Origin of the sequence: Caballeronia sp. LjRoot34, assembly GCF_964253815.1 — a bacterium.
In the GTDB taxonomy this organism is placed as follows: domain Bacteria; phylum Pseudomonadota; class Gammaproteobacteria; order Burkholderiales; family Burkholderiaceae; genus Caballeronia.
This window is the reverse complement of sequence record NZ_CAXUSB020000002.1, coordinates 2456281-2475851: the sequence shown is the minus strand read 5'-3', so window position 1 is coordinate 2475851 and position 19571 is coordinate 2456281. Positions and strand designations below refer to the sequence as shown.

Genomic DNA, 19571 nt, shown 5'->3' with positions numbered 1-19571 from the left:
GTCTCCAATATCACGCTGAAGCGATCCCGAAATTGGGCAATCACGCAATAACTACCTGCCCCCGTCAGTTTTTACACGCGCCGTGTAAACGCCGTCGGGCGATCCCCGCACGAAGCGGGCGCTGCGAAAGCCTCAGCGACGCGTGCGGCACCGCTTTCTCCACTGGCGCAATGCTTGCTTTCCATTCCCGATCACGTTGCAGCGCATCGACTTAAAAAATGCTTCGCGCTGTCCTCGCCGTTCTCTCTTCAGTGCCCGATTCATGACCGACTCAGCTAGTCCCGATCCCGCGATCGCACGTCTCGACGACACGGGTGCGTACAGCATTCCGGCGCCGGTCCAGCAGCCCGAGCCTGAGGCACCTGCCGACAAGCCGTTCGGTTTTCACGGCGCGATACCGGCCGCTCCCGAGCCCGCTACTGATCACCTGTCCGATAACAACGCTGCCTTTTCGGGCGATTCCGGCGGGTTTTTCCTAAGCGTGCTGAACGGCAGCACGGACTGCATCAAGATCCTGCGGCTCGACGGTACGCTCGAATTCATGAACGCCAACGGCATCTGCCTGATGGAAATCGATGACTTCGCGCCCCTCAAGGGCGAGTCGTGGGCGTCGCTGTGGCCGCAGGAATCGCGGCATCTGGTGGTAGAAGCGCTCGATAACGCCGCCCAAGGCCGTCACTCGTGCTTCGAAGCGCTCCGGCCGACCGCGAAAGGCACGCTGAAATACTGGGATGTGTCGGTGTCGCCGGTGAACGGGCCGGATGGCGTGGAATGGTTCGTATCGATTTCCCGCGATATCACCGAGCGGGTGCTCGGCCTGCGTTCGCTCGATGCCGCGTTGCAGGAGCAAAAGCGCTTGAGCGAGGCGCTGGAACGGCATCGCGAGACGCTGGAGGAGCGCATTGATGAGGTGTCGAAGGCATTTCGGGCGCTCGAAGCAGAGCAGCGTGAAACGGCGGCTGCGCTGGCGCAGTCGCAGAAAATGGACGCTATCGGCAAGCTGACCGGCGGCGTGGCCCACGATTTCAACAACGTGCTGCAGGTCATTGGCGGAAACCTGCAGCTCGCCGTGCAGGAATCGAACGGCAACGAAACCCTGACACGGCGCCTCGCGAGCGCGCATGAAGCGGTGGAGCGCGGCGCGAAGCTCGCGTCGCAATTGCTGGCGTTCGCGCGCCGGCAACCGCTTGAACCGGTGCCACTGGATATCTCGCGGCTGCTGCGCAGTTCCGACGACATGCTGCGCCGCGTGCTCGGCGAAACTATCGAACTGGAAACGGTGGTGTCGGGCGGCTTGTGGAACACGCTTGCTGATCCGAATCATTTGCAGAACGTGATCGTGAACCTGGCGATCAACGCGCGTGACGCGATGGACGGCGCGGGCCGCCTGACCGTCGAGGCGGGCAACGCGATGCTCGACGACGAGTACACCCGCCATCACGACGACCTGGCGAGCGGCCAGTACGTGATGGTTGCCGTCTCCGACACCGGTTGCGGCATGACGCCCGAGATCCTCGCGCGCGCCTTCGAGCCCTTCTATACGACCAAGGCCGAAGGCCGAGGCACCGGCCTGGGCTTGAGCATGGTGTATGGCTTCATGAAGCAGACCGGTGGCCATATCAAGCTCTATAGCGAGCCGGGTCAGGGTACGACGGTCAAGCTTTATCTGCCGCGCTCGATGGAAGACGAGGCTGTGCGCGTCGAAGCCGCGAATGATCCGGTGACGGGCGGCAGGGAAACGATCCTGGTGGTGGAGGACGATCCGAACGTGCGCGCGACCGCCGTGGACATGCTGACCCAGCTGGGTTACCGGGTGCTCAAAGCCGTGGATGCCCAGAGCGCGCTGAGTGTGCTCGAAAGCGGCGTGCACGTCGATTTGCTGTTCAGCGACGTCGTGATGCCGGGGCCGATGCGCAGCGTCGAACTGGCTCGGCGCGCGAAGGAAATGCTGCCGGCGCTGGAAGTGCTGTTCACGTCGGGCTACACCGAAAACGCGATCGTGCACGGTGGCCGGCTCGATCCGGGGGTGGCGTTGATCAGCAAGCCGTATCGACGGGATGCACTGGCCCGCAAGGTGCGCTGGATGTTCCGCACGCGGGTTTATGACGCGCCCGATATGCCGGCCTCGCCGGAGATGCCTCACGCGCCCGCCGCGCCTGAGCCGCTTGAGCCTCAGCCACTACGGGTCCTGATTGTGGAGGACGACGCCAACACCCGCGAAGCGACGCGCGAGCTGCTGGAATTGCTCGACGCGAAAGTGCTGGCGGTGGACAGTGCGCAGGCCGCGTTCGACCTGATCGCGCAGCAATTATTCGATGTCCTGCTCACCGATGTCCGCATGCCCGGCATGTCGGGCCTCGACCTGGCACGCGCGATGAAGCGTTTGCAGCCGCGCGTGCATGTGGTGCTGGCATCGGGTTATGGGACGGGCATTGCGGCTGAGCTTGGCGACGAGCTGAGCGGCGCGACCCTGCTGCCGAAGCCATTCAACTTCGATGAACTCGAACAGGCGGTGTTCAGGAAGCCATGACGGCCTCGGGCACGCCGCCGGTGTGTAAAGCCGCGGCGCAGCCCACGCGGGCGGGTTCGGCCATCGGAATGACGATCCTCACGCTGAGGCCACCGTCGGCCGCGTTGCCGATATCGCAGCGGCCGCCAAGTTCGTGCGCGAGGCGTCCGACGATGGCGAGTCCCAGTCCGCAATGACCATCGCCCGCGCGCGCCGGGTCCAGGCGGACAAACGGCTTGCGGGCATCGTCCAGACGCTCGGGCGGAATCCCGTCGCCGTAATCGCGCACCGTGATGAACCACTCGCCGTTGCGCTTGCCCGTGCTGATGTCGACGGGCGGGGCGCCGTGTTCCAGCGCGTTATCGACCAGATTGGTCACCAGCCGGTCCAGCAAGGTGCGCGGCAAGTGAAATGCATCGCCGGCGCCCAGGTCGAGGCGGAACAGGGGGGTGTCTCCTGCTTCGTCCTGCGCAAACTGCTCCGCGAGAAAACCGTCCACGTTGATCGCCGGTCCGCTCGTCGGCGCGTTGGCCGCGAATTCCAGGAACTGCTGCACGATGCGCGTCAGGGAGTCGATGTCGCGAATGAAATGCGAGCGCTCGGCGTCGTCCTGCACCAGGACGCTCGCCCGCAGCTTTAGCCGGGTGAGCGGCGCTTTCAGATCATGCGCGATGCCGGCGAGCATGACGGCTTTCTCGTCGTCGGCGTCGTTGATCCGCCGCATCATCTGGTTGAACGCGCGGATCAGGTCGCGTAGCTCACGCGGTCCACGCTCGTCTACCGGGACCGGCCGCTCGCCCGCGCCGAACTGACGCGCGCCTTGCGCCACGCGCGATAACGGCCGCTGCAATTGCCACGCCGCGACCAGCGACAGGATGACGGCCGCCAGCAACATACCCACCGATTCAATCAGGATAGGCGGCGCGGGCGGCAGGTCGACCGGCGTCACGATCCAGTTCGGACTGTTCGGATAACGCACCCAGAGACGCTGCGCGTGCCGGGGGCCATCGACGGCGAGGCGCGTGCCCGGCGGCAGCACGTTCCTCAACTCACGCAACAAATGCACGACCGGACCGTTGTCGGGCTCGCGCAGCGTGATGCCTTCGGGCAGGTTCGATGACAACACCAACTGCACGCTTAACGCGGGCGCGAGCCGCACGCCTTGACGCGCGTCGTCGTTGGCTGCGGCGAGTACAAGCATCAATCCACGCGCGTAACCTTCTGCGTCGTGATGCGGCCGCTGCACGGTGAGCACCGCAAACCAGCAGGCCTGCACGGCAAACAGCACGACCAGCGAAATAAGCGCCATGCGGCCGAACAGCGTGTTGAACGGATTGCCGCGACCCGATCCGTTGCGATTCCAGACGCGAGCTGACCCGGCGCGGGCGAGTTTGCTGCCGCGTGAATCGTGACCCCGCGCCGTGCCGAAGAGTCTCATACCGTAGACGCGTGATCGGGCGTGGCGGGCGCCGGCTGCGTGTTGCGCGCACCGTCGGGATCGGGAATGAACACGTAACCCTGGCCGCGCACCGTCTGCACATGGCGCGGGCTGGCCGGATCCTCCTCGATGATCCTGCGCAACCGCCAGATTGGCACGTCGAGGCTGCGGTCGCTGAAGGTGCTGTCGTCGCGATGTACAAGATCGTGGATCAGCACGCGGGACAGGACTTTGTACGGATGCCGTACGAGCACCTTGAGCAACGCGAATTCGCTGTCGCGCAGCGAAACGCGCTCGTTGCCGCTCACCAGCGCACGCGTGACGAAGTCGAGCTCGAAGCGGCCGAAGCGTTCGCTCGCGCAGGCTTCCGGCCGTCCTGTTGATGCGGGCGCGCGCCGCCGCAGCACGGTGTCTATACGGGCGAGCAGTTCGCGCGGGTCGAAGGGTTTCGGCAGGTAATCGTCCGCGCCGAGTTCCAGACCTTCCACCTTGTCCGTCACGCTGTCGCGCGCGGTGACGAAGATCACGGGGATGTCGTCACCGGCGGCGCGCACCTGGCGCAGCGCAGCGAGGCCATCCATGCCCGGCATCATGACGTCGAGCACCACGATGGACGGGCGTACATATTCCAGCTCCCGGCGCAGGCCGGCGCCATCGTGAAGGACGGAAACGTCCAGTCCGCGCGCTTTCAGGAAGCGGCTGAGCAGGTCGCATACCGCCGGGTCGTCATCGACGATCAATACAGATGTAGTCATGGTGAAATTTTAGCTGGCATCGTAAAAGTACGGTTTTTCATCCACTCAAAGATGGTTACCGATTCTTACTCGAAGCTCCCGCAAAATGACCTGACGGGGTGGCTTGAAAAGCCCGTATGCATTGACCCGGGCGGCTCGGCGCTTTGATCCTACGTATCGAGCCCTCGTTTTCCGTGCAATTCGATGAAAGAAGCGGAAAGGAATCAGCGTCGCGAAAAGGCGTGTCGGCGTCTTAGAATGAATCGCATGACCCATCATGTTCTTCTCGTCGACGACGACCCCGTAGTGCGCGACCTCGTTCGCGAATACCTGCAAGGCAATGGCCTTGCAGTGTCGGTGCTGCACGACGGTACGGGGCTTAAACGACGTCTTGACGTCGAGCGGCCATCCATCGTCGTGCTCGACGTGATGATGCCGGAGCTGGATGGCATCAGTGCGTTGCGCGAATTGCGGGCGGCGGGCGACGACATCCCCGTGATCTTCCTCACGGCGCGCTCGGATGTAATCGACCGCGTGATCGGTCTCGAACTGGGCGCGGACGATTACCTGGCCAAACCCTTCGATCCGCGCGAACTGCTCGCCCGCATCCGCACGGTCCTGAGACGTCGCGACGCGGCGTCGCCGGGTGCGCCGGAGGACCGGCCGCCTTATCGCTTCGGTCCTTACGAAGTCGATTTTGCCGCGCGTGAACTGCGTCACAACGGCGAACGTGTGCCATTGCGTTCCGGTGAATTCGCCACGCTGAAGATCTTCGTGAAAAACGAGATGGTCGTGCTCACGCGTGCGCAATTGAACGAGAAGCTGCGCGGTCAGGCGGGAACGTACCGGGACCGCAGCCTCGACGTATCCATATGGCGGCTGAGACGCTTGCTGGAAGCCGATCCATCCGATCCGCGCTATGTCCAGACGGTCTGGGGACAGGGCTACATCTTCGTGCCGCACGGCGAGACCGGCGCGGTGGAGCGTGCTATCCGGCGGGCATCGACCGAGGCGTGAAGGACGCACGGGGGCCTTGTGCGTGAATAGCGACTTGTGAATATGTATCCGCTGAAATGATCCGTTACCAACTGCATCAGTTATTTCTTCTGTACCCGCATAAGATCAGTTCCATAGTCCCGACCGCGGGATCTGGAGAACTCAAATGAAACGCGTAGCAGCAGTGTTGGTGTTGGCCGGAAGTCTTGCCATGTCAGGTCAGGCGTCCGCACACGGGGGTGGCGGAGACGGTGGTGCGGTCGTCGGCGCGCTGCTGGGCGGCGCGGTGATTGGCGCGGTGGTGGGGGCCGCTGTGGCTCAGCCGACGTACGCACAACCTGTCTATGCACAGCCGGTGTATCAGCCGGTCTATGCGCAACCCGTCTATGCACAGCCGGCCTACGCGCAACCTGGCCCGCCGCCGGGATACTGCTTCGATAATTACCGCCGTGCTTATGTACCGTGCGGACCGCCGCCGCAGCAGGGTTATTACCAGCAACAAGGCTGGTAAAACCGAACCACTCGAGATGATAAAACCGGGCCGCCAAGCCCGGTTTTTTATTTTGCCGAGTCCCCGCGCGAATCGACGTGTGGGGCAAAAGCTGGTCAAAAAACCAATCCAAGGTCACAAATACTGCTGGCCCACGATCCCCGGAATGCCCGCCAGGCAAGCGTTACCGTCCGTGGAACAGCCGCTTGCGCGGCATGCCCCTTGCACTGGAATGAGAGCGAGCGTTGCGACGTCAGTCCTGCGCAACGCACTCAACGGTATTTCAAGGAGGCTGCAATGAAACACGTAACGAAGAAGATTTTGGTGTCTGCGCTGGTACTGGGCCTGTCGGGTGGTGCGGGCAGTGTTTATGCGCAGGCGGGTGGCGGAGGCGGCGCAGGCGGTGGCGCAGGCGGTGGCGGTGGCGGTGCGGGCGGTGGTTCATCAGGTGGCGGGTCGGCCGGTGGTGCAGGCGTGGGCGGCGGCGGAGGAGGGGTGGGCGGAGCCAATGCCGGCGGCACCAACGGCGCGGGAATGAGTGGTGCGCCGGGAGGCACCGCAGTGGGCGGCGGGATGGGAACCGGGACAGGCTCCACGCCTAACATGGGGAATAGTTCGAGCACAAATAACAACTCGACCGCTGCATCACCAAATGGTAGTGGGACAATGTCAAAGCCGCAGTAACAGGGTTGGGTGTTTCGCCTGGGTCCTTGGGGAATCGGGCTGACGGATTCTGCCGGCCGCTGAGCGCCGGCAGATCCGCCCCGAGCGCGTTGCTGACCAACCCTGGCGCGAGCGAACCAACCTTGGAGCCCTGACGCTTTGCACTCTTCGGATTCCGCCGCACTCGACTTGCCATTGCCGTTACGCAATTTCGCCGCGACCCGGCGAATGCTGCTGGTCGTGCTGGCGGCATCGATCCTTTTTCCGATCGTGTTCCTGCTTGGCTACGGTTATTACGATTACCAGCGCCGCATGATCGAATCCAATGACATTGCCGATCGCGTGGCCCGTGTCGCCGATGAACAAGCCGTCAAGGTGCTCGACCTCAACCGCGAAATCTCGACGCGTATTGTCGAAATGCTCGCCGATAGCGACGACGCCCAGATCCACGCAAATCAGAAAGCCATCCACGACCGCCTGAGCGCGATCGGCGAATCGTTCGCCCAAGTAGCGGGCATCACCATTTTCGGCGTGACGGGTGAGATGCTCGCCAGCAACCGCTATTTTCCGGTGCCGGCCGTGTCGATTGCCGATCGCGAGGACTTTACCTCTGCTCGCTCCATCCGCCCGGACCCGTATTTTTCCCTGCCGCTCCTCGGCAGCGTCCAGCAAGCCGACGTATTCACGACCAGCGTCGGGCGCAGCCTGAACGACGGCCGTTTTGGCGGCGTCGTGTCGATCGCGCTCAAACGCGATTATTTCGCGGGCTTCTATCGCGATTTGTCGAATGGTGAGTCCGGCATGAGCGTCGGCCTGTTTCGCCGCGACGGCGGCATTCTCGTGCGCGAGCCGCCCAACCGCGCCGGCATTACCCACGCTCACGACACGGCTTTCACCAGCGCCATGCGCAACAACGAACTGTTCGGGCGCTTGCGGATACGCTCAAGTATTGACGGCGTGGAGCGCGTGGTGGCGTTTCGTCGTGTGGGGGACTACCCGCTTTACGTGACAAGCGCCATTCCAGCCTCCGCAATCCTCGCGCAATGGCGGCAGTACTACACGTTGATCGCGGTGATCACGGCGGCGCCGTGCATCGCGGTCTGGCTGCTCGTGCTGTTTTCGCTGCGCCAGTTGCGGGCCCAGCAGGTTGCATGGGAGCGCTGGCAGGCGGAAGTCGCCATGCGGCTTTCGGCCGAGGCATCCAGCCGGCAATTGCGGCGCATGGGTGCGCTCGGCAATCTGGTGGCCAACGTGGCGCACGACTTCAATAACCTGCTGATGGTGGTGGCGGCGAATATGGAGCTTGCACGGCGCAAGAATTTCAATGGGCTTGAAAGGGAAGTCCTGGCAGTGGAGCGCGCGACCGCCGGTGCCGAAGCGCTCGCACGACGCTTGCTCAGCGTCGCACGCAAGCAACCGCTCAAGCAGGCGCCGATCGACCTCGCTGTCTGGCTGCCCGCGGCGGCCGGGCTGATCGAAACGGCGGCGGGGGAGAAGGTCCAGGTGAAAGTGCACGTGCCGCCGGACATGTGGCAGGTTCGCGCGGACGCTACCGAACTCGAGTTCGCGATCATCAACATTGTTGTGAATGCCCGCGATGCGATGCCCCACGGCGGCCGTTTTGTCATCCGCAGCCAGAATGTTCGCGTGACCGCCGACAACGTTTTGCCCGACGGCGAATATGCGCTGCTCGCCTTCACCGACAGCGGCGAGGGCATGCCCGAAACGACCGCACGGCGTGCATTCGAGCCGCTGTTCACGACCAAGCTCAGCGGCTCGGGCACGGGCCTGGGGTTGGCGCAAGTGCTGGCGGCATGCGAGCAGGCGGGTGGTACCGCGCGCCTTGACAGCGTGCCGGGACGCGGCACGACCGTGCGGATTTATCTGCCCCGATACCACGCTCCATCCGCCGCGCCGGTGAGTGCGCCGGACGACGCGGCGTACCCGGCGGATTCGCCAGGTACGCTGGATTCGCCGGACAAGGCTGCGCCTGCGCGGCTGCATCCGGGTTCGATCTTGCTGGTGGAAGACAACGAGGAAGTTGCGGCGGGCGTGGCGGCGGTGCTCGCCACCTTTGGCTGCGATGTGCGCCACGAACTCACCGCCGACAAAGCCTTCGACCTGCTCAGCGAAGGCAGCCGCTTCGACCTGGTGTTGTCGGATATACAAATGCCTGGCCGGTTAAACGGCATCGACCTGGCTGAGAAAGTGCGCGGCACCTGGCCCTTGCAACGGATTGTATTGATGACCGGTTATGCCGACGAATTCGAACGCGCACGCCACACGGGGGTGACCATTCTTGCGAAGCCGTTCAATATCGACGAACTGCGGGAACTGGTGCTGCGCTAACTCATCGACGCGGTATTCGCGTGTGAAAAAATCGCTGAGTAGTCCGAGACATCCCTCGTTGGACAGGGACGGCGGCAATGGGATTATTGTTTCCCTCATCGAGGCCCATGGGAGGTGAGGGCGGCCCTTTGCCAGATCAGCAAGGATCGCTTCGCGCCGTGCAATGAGAGGGAGTTGATCGGTGGTGGTTACGTTACTTCAGAGCGCTAAAGCCGAGAGTCAGTCGCCGGTCGTTCCGGTGTTGCTGTTGGCATCGGCATCGGAGCCGAATTGAGGAGCGAACGCCTTGGCTCGCAGGCTGATCTTTTCCGCGTAGGCTTTCGAACCGCCGTAGCTCTTCAGGGCTGCGCCCACATCGCCGCGAGCGGACTGGACATAACCGTGAAGAATCGCCGATCCCGCTTCAATATTCGCGGTTGCTTCCGTCAAGTCGATGTTGCGCACGAGTTGCCTGTGAGCGGCCGGCACGACCTGCATCAGCCCGGTTGCGCCATTGGCGCCTCGGGCTTTTTCCTTGAAGCGGGATTCAACGGAGATGATGGCGAGGAGGAGGGCGGGAGGGAGCGAGTATTTCGATGCGGCTGACATGACCGCGGCTGAAATCTGCTCCGCTTTTGCGCGCGCCACGCCGAACTTCTGGGAGATCAGGCGGGAGACCTGATGAGTGGCTTCGGCGGTGGCGTCGCTGGCTGCTGCGTCTTGCGGGGCGGCTTCCGGGGCACGTTCCTGAGCCACCGCGCCCTGCACCGGTCCTAGCATCGCGCCGAACGTCAGCGCAGCAAGCCAAAGGAGTCTGCTCATGGGGAAGTGGCCTTGGAAAGGAAGGTCGCATTATACCGACGAGAAAAATCCTTGCAAATCATGTGTTTGCTATTGCGGGAGCGGGTCTGGACGCTTTCGGCGATTGGTATTGCCCAGCGGTTCGATCGGGAGACTTGCCATTCTTGGCCGGCCGCATTGTATTGGCCTGGACTTTGGCGACCGCTTTGCCGACCGGCAAAATTATCTGGGTTGGTCCGCGGTGTGGACCGGTGCGGAGCCTTGATCCGTCTCAACAGGCATGAGGGAAGCGGCCCGGGAGTGTCCCTTCATCTCGCCGGGGAAAGCTTACAAATTCATTTCGGACATGGTAGCCTCCGTCCGTCTTTGGGGAGTAGCCGGCTTCCACTCGCTGGAAGCGCTCATGTCAACACGCTTGGTTCGATCGAACCGTGGCATGAGCAGCCGTTAGTTTTTGGGTTGGCAAGACCATCGATGCAGCGGCGAGACCGGTCGGGCTCGCCGCTGCATCGCATGTTCTCGCCCGACCCGAATGCCATAACGACATCCTGACATCCCCATGAATATTGCTTCTACTCTCCTGCTCGCCTTCGCCATGTCGACGGACGCCTTCGCCGCTGCGGTCGGCAAGGGCGCCACACTGCATCGTCCGCGGATTCGCGAGGCGCTTCGTACCGGCCTGATCTTCGGTGTGATTGAAGCCATCACGCCGCTGGTTGGCTGGGCGCTCGGCAAGACCGCCGCTCCGTATGTCGCCTCATGGGATCACTGGATCGCGTTCAGCCTGCTGCTCGTGCTCGGCGTACGTATGATCACGTCCGGCCTGCGCGCGCCCACGCCGGACGTCGAGAAGCCCAACAGTCACGGTTTCTGGCTGCTGGCGCTCACCGGGTTCGCCACGAGTATCGACGCGATGGCGGTGGGAGCGGGACTCGCTTTTATCGATGTGAATATCTTGTCGACCGCCGCGACTATCGGATTGGCGACGCTGATCATGGTGACCCTGGGCGTGATGGTCGGGCGTTTTCTGGGCAAGGCCGTGGGGCAGCGCGCGGAGATTGCGGGCGGGCTCATTCTTGTTGTTATCGGGTCGGTGATCCTGGCCGAGCACCTTGGATATATGAGTTGAAGTAGCGGATTGTGGTTGGCTGAGGCAAGGTGCTCCTTCTTGTGCGTGGAGATTCTTGTCGCGACCGCGTTCAATGCCTCGCTTAGAGGGGACGTCCGGCGGTCTGTGCCGGCAGTCGCGCAGCGAGTGCCGATGCCAGGACGCGCGTCGAAACCAGGGGACTGTTCATGGCAGAGCTTTTTGCAAATTAATAAGGGTTACAAAATAGTTTAGACGAACCAAGCACTTCGATTTTCATCCGACGGGACCCTTGCTGTGTCCGTCACTCAAGGATCTGTCGGGCCTCGTCATGGCAGCATCCTTTCCATCAGCCGGTCGCGGTCCATCAACTGATGTTTGAGCGCACCGGCCACATGCAGAACGATCAGTGCGATCAACACCCAGGCACTGACCATATGCACCGTGAAAAAAATCTTTCGCAAGCCAGGGTCGTCCCAGGCCCACATTGGCAGCGGGACGCCCCAGAAACGCGTGCTGAACTTGTTGAATGATGAGCCGAGATAACCGGTCAGCGGCATGACGATCATCGCCACGTATAAAAGACCTTGCGTCATGCTCGCGGCGACGCGTTGCCATGCTGGCATCGGGGGAAGCGGAGGCCGGCCTGCAACCAGGCGAACCACGATGCGAATCAGCACAAGCAGGAAGACGGTCATCCCAAGCGACTTGTGGAAGTTGGTCAGGCTCGACTTGAAAGCGAGGCCTTTCGGCAGCCCGGCCATGTAGAGACCAATACCGAGCATGACGATGATCGCCAACCCGATTACCCAGTGCAGAGCGATCTGCGCGGATGAATAACGCGGCAAACCGGCGCTTGCATCGAGCGGCGCGGCGGACGAATTCGCGATGTTCATGGTCGCCTCCTTCGGTTGATTGCGGCGTGGGCCGTGTCTCGCCTTTTCCTTACGCGTGTCCTTATTGCGTGCTCCACGGGTTACTCCACCATACGCCGATTGGTTTCATCCGACGAGCGGCAGTTCTACGCGTGTACCCACTAAGAGATCGCCGGCAGCGAGCTGGGGTTCAACTCAGTGAAAAGCAGCATAGTCGACATTCCCTTTAAGTCGGGAGCAACGCCGACTTCAGCCGGTAATTCGTTTCATTATGCTTACGCATACATTGCCCGCGTATTGCTCCCGGTGCGAAGAATGAAGTCTTAAAGACGTAATAACCACGCATCGACAATGCGTTAAAACTATTTCTGCTCTGCTTAACGAATGGGGTTGACTTGATATTTAGCGCGCGCCTAGAATCCGGGCATCGTAACAAACGGGGCTAATGCCTTGGACAGTTGTAGTAGTCGACCTTCGAAGTTTTTCTCTGCCTGACCGGCAGGACGTTCGCGCTTGATTCCCTAGCCGCCGTCTTGCCAGCAGGCAGACGGTGCGCGCCGCAGTAAATAATCCGTGCACCTTGAAACAAGCGTATTGACGTCGGGATTGCCCGCGTCCATACGAATCGCGTTGCGAGCTAACACTCGTGACTGGTTCCGCTCGCGCCTTTGGAATAGAAAGTGCGCCGTGCGGATGATGACGTGCGTGCATACGCAACAAAGGAGCCGCCATGCCGGACAGTGACAGTTATCCCATACGCCGCAGTACTTTCACTTTTGCCAGGGAAGGCGAGTAGATCCTTTTCGTCGCACGCATTGCGTGTCCGAATACCGTTCTGCTGGCTTTCCAACCACTGAAAAGCCAATAGTCGGAGAAGCATCATGAACTTCGGTTTGCTCGTCTCACACCGTCCGCACGTCCAGGAATCACCCCTTCACGACAACGCCATGCTGTCGCTGGAATCCACCCGCCGGCATCGCTGCGCTAGCGCATGGCGCGCATTTCGAAAATTCATCTTTCACGCCTGATTAATAACGTTCCCGTGTACACCGCGCGGGGTCTCCTGGGCTTCATCAAGGGATGACTCGCGTCGTTCGTACACGGGATAAGTACGGCACATCCCTATCGGCCACCCACGCTTTCTGGAAAATAATAATGTCCACTCCATCCCAGGTTCTACCACCACGCAGCGCTGTGCTCGATGATGCGCACGTTGGCGACATCAAGGGTGCACTCGGCACCATCGCCCAACATGACACAGGCGCACGCACCAGTTGGTGGGCACGCATCCGCACGCTCATGGCCATTCTCGGCCCCGGCCTGATCGTGATGGTGGGCGACAATGACGCCGGCGCTTTCGGCACCTATACACAAGCGGGTCAAAACTACGGAACAACCTTGCTATGGACGTTGCTGCTGCTGGTTCCGGTTCTATTCGTTAACCAGGAAATGGTGCTGCGTCTGGGAGCCGTTACCGGAGTCGGTCACGCCCGCCTGATCTTCGAACGCTTTGGAAAATTCTGGGGCGCCTTTAGCGTCATCGACCTGTTTATTCTCAACGCGCTCACTATTGTGACCGAATTTATCGGCATTACGTTTGTCCTGGATTTCTTCGGCATTTCCAAAATACTGGGTGTGTGCATTGCCGCAGCGCTGACCATGGCGGCCGTTAGTACCGGAAGCTTCAGACGTTTCGAGCGCTTTGCGATTGTTCTATGTCTGTTGAGCTTGCTGCTTGTTCCCGTGCTCGTGTCGATCCATCCGCCCGTGTCGCAGATGGCAAGCAACTTCTTTGTACCGACCTGGCCGGCACAGTCCAAACTGAGCGACGTAATGTTGCTCGTGATCGGTATTGTTGGCACCACCGTTGCACCGTGGCAATTGTTTTTCCAGCAAAGCTATATAGTCGACAAGCGTATTACGCCGCGTTTCATGAAGTATGAGAAAGCCGACCTGTGGATTGGTATTGTCTTCGTGATGATCGGCGGCGTGGCAATGATGTCCTTTTGCGCGGCGCTGTACGCCGGCAAGTCCGAGTTCGGTAACTTCACCGACGCCGGCGCGGTGATTGCGGACTTGAGCAAATACGCGGGACGCACGAGCGCCACGCTGTTCGCCGTGGCCTTGCTCGACGCATGCATCATTGGCGCTGCTGCGGTGTCGCTGTCGACTGCCTATGCCATTGGCGACGTATTCAAGATCCGTCACTCGCTGCATCGTGGTGTGTCGGACGCAAAGGGTTTCTATCTGGTTTATTTCGGCATTGTGGCGGCTGCCGCCGCACTCGTGCTCATTCCCGGTAGCCCGCTTGGACTGCTGACGGAAGCCGTGCAAACACTCGCGGGCGTTTTGTTGCCTGGCGCAACGGTTTTCCTGCTGTTATTGTGCAACGACCAAGCCGTGCTGGGACCTTGGGCCAACTCGAAGAAGCTCAACGTTTTCACGGGCGCTGTTATTTGGGTCCTGGTGATGTTGTCGATTATCCTGACGGCATCCGTTGTGTATCCGGACATCGGCGGCGAGACTATTCTTGAATTGCTGGGTGGTGGAACTGCATTGGCCGTGGTGGGATATCTGGCCATGGTGGTCTTTCGCAAACGTGGCCACGAAGTATCGGATGGCACACAAGGGCGCACGGAGCAGCGCTATCTGAAGGAAACGCGGGATACGTGGCGCATGCCGCCTCTGAATGAACTGCCGCCGCCGAACCTCACGCTGACAAAGCGGATCTGGATGGGTGTGCTTCGCGGTTACCTGATCGTGGCGGTTGGGCTGGTGGTGGTAAAGGTCGTGCAGATGATCTGGTTGCACTAAGAGTAATGCGCGGACGTGGCTCCGTTCGTTATGACGGTGCCACGTCCATTCTATTGAAGCGCACAATCAATGCAATAGCCGACGAAGGATTGGCGATGGACCAAAATCAGCTTCGCCGCACAATCAGCCTGGCGCGCCGCCTCATAGGGCTGCTTGTTCTTCTGCTAGTCGCCATTCTCAATCCCACTACGCGGTCATTTACTTCCAACCTGATTCAGGTATCGGCGCAGTCGCCTATCAGCGTTGAAAAACACTGGGTCGTCACCGGCTATTGCCGGGTGTATGGAAAGTACTGCCTCGGCAAATTCATGGGCAGTATGTAGGGCGTCCGGGAAGGTCGCGGGCAACAATCTGCGCGTTTGCATCCTGAAAGCTTCTTGGGCACGGCGCTTACCCAGGACCGAGCAACCGGTCGTTAATCGCTTGCTGTTCGCGGCTGCGCGTGAGAATCCAGCGATGGAAAACGCGGCAATGCGGCTGGTCGAAGCTGCTGGCCTGCCAGGTCAGGAAATAGGGCGAGGGCAGCGCGACGCCGACCGGAAACGGCAACACGAGGCGGCCTGCACTCAGGTCATCGACGATCATCGATGTCTGCGCCAGCACGAAACCATGACCTTCAATAGCGGCCTGTATCGCGAGTCCTGACAACGAAAACACCAGGCGATTGCTGCGCACATCCTCGGGGCAATCAATGCCTTTGGCCGCAAACCACTCGCGCCAGGACGGCGGCGAGGAGAACTTGGGAAACCAGTCTATCGACAGCAACGGGTAAGCCAAGATGTCGTCCAGTTTGACGAGCGGTCGCCCGGTGTTGAGCAACCGAGGGCTGCATACGGGTACGACACTGTCACGAAACAACTCCACCGTAGTGCCTGCATGATCGATGCGCTCGCCGTAGGTAACGCGGAAGTCGATCTCGGGACCATCGGGCGACGGCTCCGAATGCGTGCCGTCCAGATACACATCCAGTTCCGGATGCTCTCTTTGCCACTCGTAGATGCGCGGCGCGAGCCACTTTGTCAGCAGCGAGGGCAGCGCGCTCACGCTCAAGCTGCGCCTGTTCCTGACTCGCTCGATCTCGGCGCCCGCCACGCGCAGGCTTTCGAACGCCGCTGCGCAGGTCTCGTGATAACGCACGCCGGCTGCGGTCAGACGAAGCCGCTTGCCTTCTCTCGCCAGCAGCCGCATGCCCAAGGAATCTTCCAGGATCTTGATCTGCTGGCTGACCGCACCCGGCGAGACGCCGAGGCGGCGCGCCGTCTCGACTACGCCTCCGCAACGGCCCAGGGTGTCGAATACCTGTAACGCTCGCAGTGGCGGAAGTGTGTCCATGATTAGCGGGTGGGGCCCAGGTCGTTTTAGAAATTCTAAACGATGTCAAAGTTCAAGCCCTCTGTTCTTTTCAATTTTGGGTTTCTAAGCTTAAGTCCCAAGGGATGAGACGGATAGAACGGCCTCAACGGTTGTCTTCCGAATGGAACGGAGGGGGCAATGTTCTTAAGAAATGTGTGGTACGTGGCGGCATGGAGCAGTGAGATTGGCGACGGCCTGCATCCGTTGACCCTGCTTGGCGAGCCGGTGGTTTTATATCGCAAACCCGGAGGCGCGCTGGTTGGACTTGAAGACGCTTGCCCGCACCGGAAGCTGCCTTTGTCGATGGGACGCCTGCAGGACGGACAGATTGAATGCGGTTACCACGGCCTCACATTCGATTGCTCGGGAGCCTGCGTACGAGCACCGGGCATGGCGAGGATTCCATCGGCCGCGCGGGTTCGAAGCTACCCTGTCGAAGAGCGTTACGGTTTGGTCTGGATCTGGATGGGCTCGCCGGAGCAGGCGAACGCAGACACTATTTTCGCAGTCGAGGAATGGGACGATCCTGCCTGGTGCATGAACCAGGGCGATGCAATGACGGTCGCGTGCAACTATCTGTATGTGACGGATAACCTGCTTGATCCATCACATGTTGCATGGGTTCATCCGTCCTCGTTCGGCAACGCGGCATGCGAATCCGAGCCGCTGAAAACCACGGTGACTAATGAAGGCGTAATCGTGTCACGCTGGATGCGAGACGTGGACGTGGCGCCCTTCTATGCGCGCTTCGTGAAATTCTCGGGACGCTGCGATCGCAAGCAGCATTACGAGGTGCGGTTTCCATCGCATGCGATCATCAAAGCGGTGTTCACGCCGGCAGGCACAGGTACCGACGAAGGTCCGCTGCACGAGCACGTCTTCCTGATGAACTCATACAACTTCATGACCCCGATCGATGAATCGAACACGCGCTATTTCTGGTTCCAGATGCGCAACTTCGATCAACGCGATGAAACCGTGTCGCGTCAGTTCAACGAGGACGTCCGTCACGCATTCGAAGAGGACCGCGTGATCCTGACGGCCGTCCACGCGGGCATGGCGAACAGGCAAACGCCTAATCTCGACCTGCCGCTTGACGCCGGGCCGTTGCGCTTTCGACGCAGCCTGCAACGGCTGATCGACGCGGAGATGCAGGCTCAGGAACCTGCCACGCTCGACTGCGTCCGATAGCCATGCAAGACGCTACAGAACCGCGAGCGTTCAAGCGGATGCGCGTAGTTGACGTACAGCGGGAAAGCAGCGTCATCAAGTCGTTCGTGCTTGAAGCGGCGGACGGTGCATTGCTGCCGGTTTTCCTACCGGGACAATTTGTTCAGGTGCGTCTCACCGGGTCGGACGGGCAGCGCTTGCTGCGGCATTACAGCCTGTCCGGCGATCCTGCCGAACGCATACGCTGGCGTATTTCGGTCAAGCATCAATTGGCGCCGGCGGACCGGGGCGACCTGCCTGACGGGCTGATATCGAGCTATGTGCATGGGGTTATCGAGGTGGGCGCTACGCTTGATGTCGCAGGTCCAGCCGGTGCGTTCGTACTCGATGAGCTTAGCGATCGCCCAGTCGTGTTGTTAAGCGGTGGTGTTGGCGTGACGCCGATGCTTAGCATGTTGCATCGCCTGTGTGCGACATCGAGGCGTCGTGTCTATTTCATCCACGCATGCGAAAACGGCGCCGTGCATGCTTTTCGGGATGAAGTGGTGCGGTTGCAGGCGAGCAGGGAGGGTGTCCTGACTCATGTCTGTTATCGCATGCCTGAACCATTGGACCTCGCGGAGCAGCGCTTTGACAGCGAGGGTCTGATTACGCGCGAGACCATGCAACGCCTGCTGCCGCTCGACGACTACGACGTGTATCTATGCGGCCCAACGCCATTCATGCAGACGAACTGGCGTTTGCTGCGTAGCCTTGGTGTCGATCAAGCTCGTATCCGGCATGAATTCTTCGGGCCCGCTTCGATGCTTGAGTTGGGCGAGATCAACGTGCCGTGTTCGCCCAAGCCTTCGGTCACATCCGAAGCATGCGTGCCCACGGTTTGTTTTGCGCCCTCCGGCAAGACTGTTACGTGGGACCCGTCATGCCATTCATTGCTGGATTTTGCCGGAGCTGAGGGGTTTAAACCGCCGTTCAGTTGCCGCGGGATTGTGCGGATGTTGTGCCAGCCAGTTGATCGATGGCACGGTCGAATACTTCGAGAAACCGCTCGATGAACCGCGCGGCGGCGAGGTGTTGCTGTGTTGTGCACGGCCGTCGACCGCTGTCACTCTACGCATTGGTTGAGCAGTTTGATTAGTAAAGCAAACTAATTTTTCCGGCAGCGATCATAAATTCTGGAACGAGAACATGAACCGGCATTTTATTGAAGCCCCAGGCTTTACCGCTCAGCGTGAGCGTTTTATCGAAGCCGCGCGGGCTGCCGGGGCCGAGCTTACGGAGTTCGAGCATCCGATGCGCGGCCCCCGCCGCGAAATGCTTGCCACCGACGTAGCGGTGATCGGCGATCCGCGTGCGCCCAAGCGGTTCATCGTCGTCTCTGGCACACATGGCATTGAAGGGTATTACGGCTCCGAATCGCAGATCGCATTCCTTCATTCATTGCAAAAACGCGCGCTGCCAGCCGACGTCTGCGTGGTCATGGTGCACCTGATCAATCCCTGGGGAACGGCCTGGTTACGTCGGGTGAATGAGGATAACGTGGACCTCAACCGGAACTACGTCGCGTTTGACGAGCCGCTGCCGGACAACGCGCGCTATGAGGCTTTTCACACTCTCTATTTGTGCCGCGACCTTGACGGTCCCGCTCGCCGCCGTGCGGACGAACGGCTTGCCGATGAGATCGAAAGACGAGGTCTCGCCACGGTAATGAGCATTATCGAGGCGGGGCAGTACGCTCATGCCGACGGCATCTTCTTCGGTGGTCAGCATGCCACCTGGAGCAACCGTACGTTGCGCGCCATCGCGAAGCGTTTTATGGAAGGCGCGCGTACAGCAATGTGTTTCGACCTGCATACCGGAGCAGGCGCGTTCGGTCATGCCATGTTGATGGCGGTGGCGCAGGAAAGCTACCCCGCACTCGCCAGGTCACAGTCGGTTTTCGGCCCATGGCTTTACACGGTCATCACCGGACCCGCTGCGACGACCGATTCAGGAATCGCGGCGACTGCGACCGGTTATACGTCACAGGCGCTGCTGGATTCACTGCCCGGCACCGACCTGATGCAATTGGTTATCGAATGCGGGACCTATGACGGCGTCCGGGGACATCGCACGTTAAGAGACGATCACTGGCTGCATCTGTACGGCGATCCTGAAGACGAAACGGGACGCCGGATCAAGGCTGCGTTGGCGGAACATTTCTACCCCGCGGATCGGGACTGGCGCGAACTCACCCAGCTACGCACGCGACAGATTTTTGAGCGTGGGCTCCTGGCATTGCAGACAGCCTAGCCAAGCACGGCAGGCATTGAA

Annotated in this window: 16 protein-coding genes and 1 riboswitch; of the genes, 11 read left to right on the top strand and 5 right to left on the bottom strand. The window is 60.9% G+C overall.

The window, feature by feature from the left end; translation table 11 throughout:
• Positions 1-262 precede the first annotated feature (262 nt).
• A complete protein-coding gene (locus ACSQ36_RS30600; RefSeq protein ID WP_436184840.1) occupies positions 263-2530 on the top strand; it encodes a response regulator in 2268 nt (755 codons plus the stop codon).
• Here the strand turns inward: ACSQ36_RS30600 and ACSQ36_RS30595 are convergent.
• Positions 2517-3818, bottom strand: a complete 1302-nt coding sequence (locus ACSQ36_RS30595) for an ATP-binding protein (protein ID WP_436184980.1) — start codon at positions 3816-3818, stop codon at positions 2517-2519. The two genes, ACSQ36_RS30600 and ACSQ36_RS30595, sit on opposite strands and share 14 nt — an antisense overlap.
• A 125-nt stretch (positions 3819-3943) precedes the next feature.
• A complete protein-coding gene (locus tag ACSQ36_RS30590) occupies positions 3944-4702 on the bottom strand; it encodes a response regulator (RefSeq protein WP_436184839.1) in 759 nt (252 codons plus the stop codon).
• Between the two features lie 246 nt (positions 4703-4948).
• Between ACSQ36_RS30590 and ACSQ36_RS30585 the strand changes: the two genes are divergently transcribed.
• From ACSQ36_RS30585 to ACSQ36_RS30570, 4 genes are all read left to right on the top strand, one after another.
• Positions 4949-5698 carry a response regulator gene (locus ACSQ36_RS30585; protein WP_213764250.1) on the top strand — a complete coding sequence of 250 codons (750 nt, stop codon included), beginning with the start codon at positions 4949-4951 and terminating at the stop codon, positions 5696-5698.
• A 145-nt stretch (positions 5699-5843) separates the two neighbouring features.
• Positions 5844-6188: a hypothetical protein gene (locus ACSQ36_RS30580; RefSeq protein WP_213764249.1), complete on the top strand. Its 345-nt coding sequence runs from the start codon at positions 5844-5846 to the stop codon at positions 6186-6188.
• A 276-nt stretch (positions 6189-6464) separates the two neighbouring features.
• On the top strand, positions 6465-6851 hold the full coding sequence (locus ACSQ36_RS30575) for a hypothetical protein (protein ID WP_436184838.1): 387 nt from the start codon (positions 6465-6467) through the stop codon (positions 6849-6851).
• A 138-nt stretch (positions 6852-6989) separates the two neighbouring features.
• The gene (locus ACSQ36_RS30570; RefSeq protein WP_436184837.1) at positions 6990-9179 is read left to right on the top strand and encodes an ATP-binding protein; all 2190 of its coding nucleotides are present in this window, start codon (positions 6990-6992) and stop codon (positions 9177-9179) included.
• Between the two features lie 219 nt (positions 9180-9398).
• On the opposite strand, the gene ACSQ36_RS30565 is transcribed toward ACSQ36_RS30570, so the two are convergent.
• Positions 9399-9980, bottom strand: coding sequence for a transglycosylase SLT domain-containing protein (locus ACSQ36_RS30565; RefSeq protein ID WP_436184836.1), 582 nt, complete (start codon positions 9978-9980; stop codon positions 9399-9401).
• A gap of 335 nt (positions 9981-10315) precedes the next feature.
• Positions 10316-10493, top strand: a riboswitch (yybP-ykoY riboswitch).
• A gap of 25 nt (positions 10494-10518) precedes the next feature.
• Here ACSQ36_RS30565 and mntP point away from each other — a divergent pair.
• A complete protein-coding gene (gene mntP, locus ACSQ36_RS30560) occupies positions 10519-11088 on the top strand; it encodes a manganese efflux pump MntP (protein WP_213764245.1) in 570 nt (189 codons plus the stop codon).
• 287 nt (positions 11089-11375) lie between these two features.
• Here the strand turns inward: mntP and ACSQ36_RS30555 are convergent, their stop codons facing one another.
• Positions 11376-11942: a cytochrome b gene (locus ACSQ36_RS30555; protein WP_213764244.1), complete on the bottom strand. Its 567-nt coding sequence runs from the start codon at positions 11940-11942 to the stop codon at positions 11376-11378.
• Between the two features lie 1134 nt (positions 11943-13076).
• Here ACSQ36_RS30555 and ACSQ36_RS30550 point away from each other — a divergent pair.
• Positions 13077-14735, top strand: coding sequence for an Nramp family divalent metal transporter (locus tag ACSQ36_RS30550; protein WP_213764242.1), 1659 nt, complete (start codon positions 13077-13079; stop codon positions 14733-14735).
• A gap of 95 nt (positions 14736-14830) precedes the next feature.
• Positions 14831-15058, top strand: a complete 228-nt coding sequence (locus ACSQ36_RS30545) for a hypothetical protein (RefSeq protein WP_436184835.1) — start codon at positions 14831-14833, stop codon at positions 15056-15058.
• A gap of 67 nt (positions 15059-15125) precedes the next feature.
• Here the strand turns inward: ACSQ36_RS30545 and ACSQ36_RS30540 are convergent, their stop codons facing one another.
• Positions 15126-16067, bottom strand: a complete 942-nt coding sequence (locus tag ACSQ36_RS30540; RefSeq protein ID WP_436184834.1) for a LysR substrate-binding domain-containing protein — start codon at positions 16065-16067, stop codon at positions 15126-15128.
• A gap of 159 nt (positions 16068-16226) precedes the next feature.
• Between ACSQ36_RS30540 and ACSQ36_RS30535 the strand changes: the two genes are divergently transcribed.
• From ACSQ36_RS30535 to ACSQ36_RS30525, 3 genes are all read left to right on the top strand, one after another.
• The gene (locus tag ACSQ36_RS30535; protein ID WP_436184833.1) at positions 16227-17279 is read left to right on the top strand and encodes an aromatic ring-hydroxylating dioxygenase subunit alpha; all 1053 of its coding nucleotides are present in this window, start codon (positions 16227-16229) and stop codon (positions 17277-17279) included.
• 2 nt (positions 17280-17281) lie between these two features.
• The gene (locus tag ACSQ36_RS30530; protein ID WP_436184832.1) at positions 17282-18313 is read left to right on the top strand and encodes an FAD-binding oxidoreductase; all 1032 of its coding nucleotides are present in this window, start codon (positions 17282-17284) and stop codon (positions 18311-18313) included.
• Positions 18314-18446: 133 nt separating this feature from the next.
• Complete coding sequence (locus ACSQ36_RS30525; RefSeq protein ID WP_436184831.1) at positions 18447-19550, top strand: DUF2817 domain-containing protein; 1104 nt, start codon at positions 18447-18449, stop codon at positions 19548-19550.
• Positions 19551-19571: the final 21 nt, after the last annotated feature.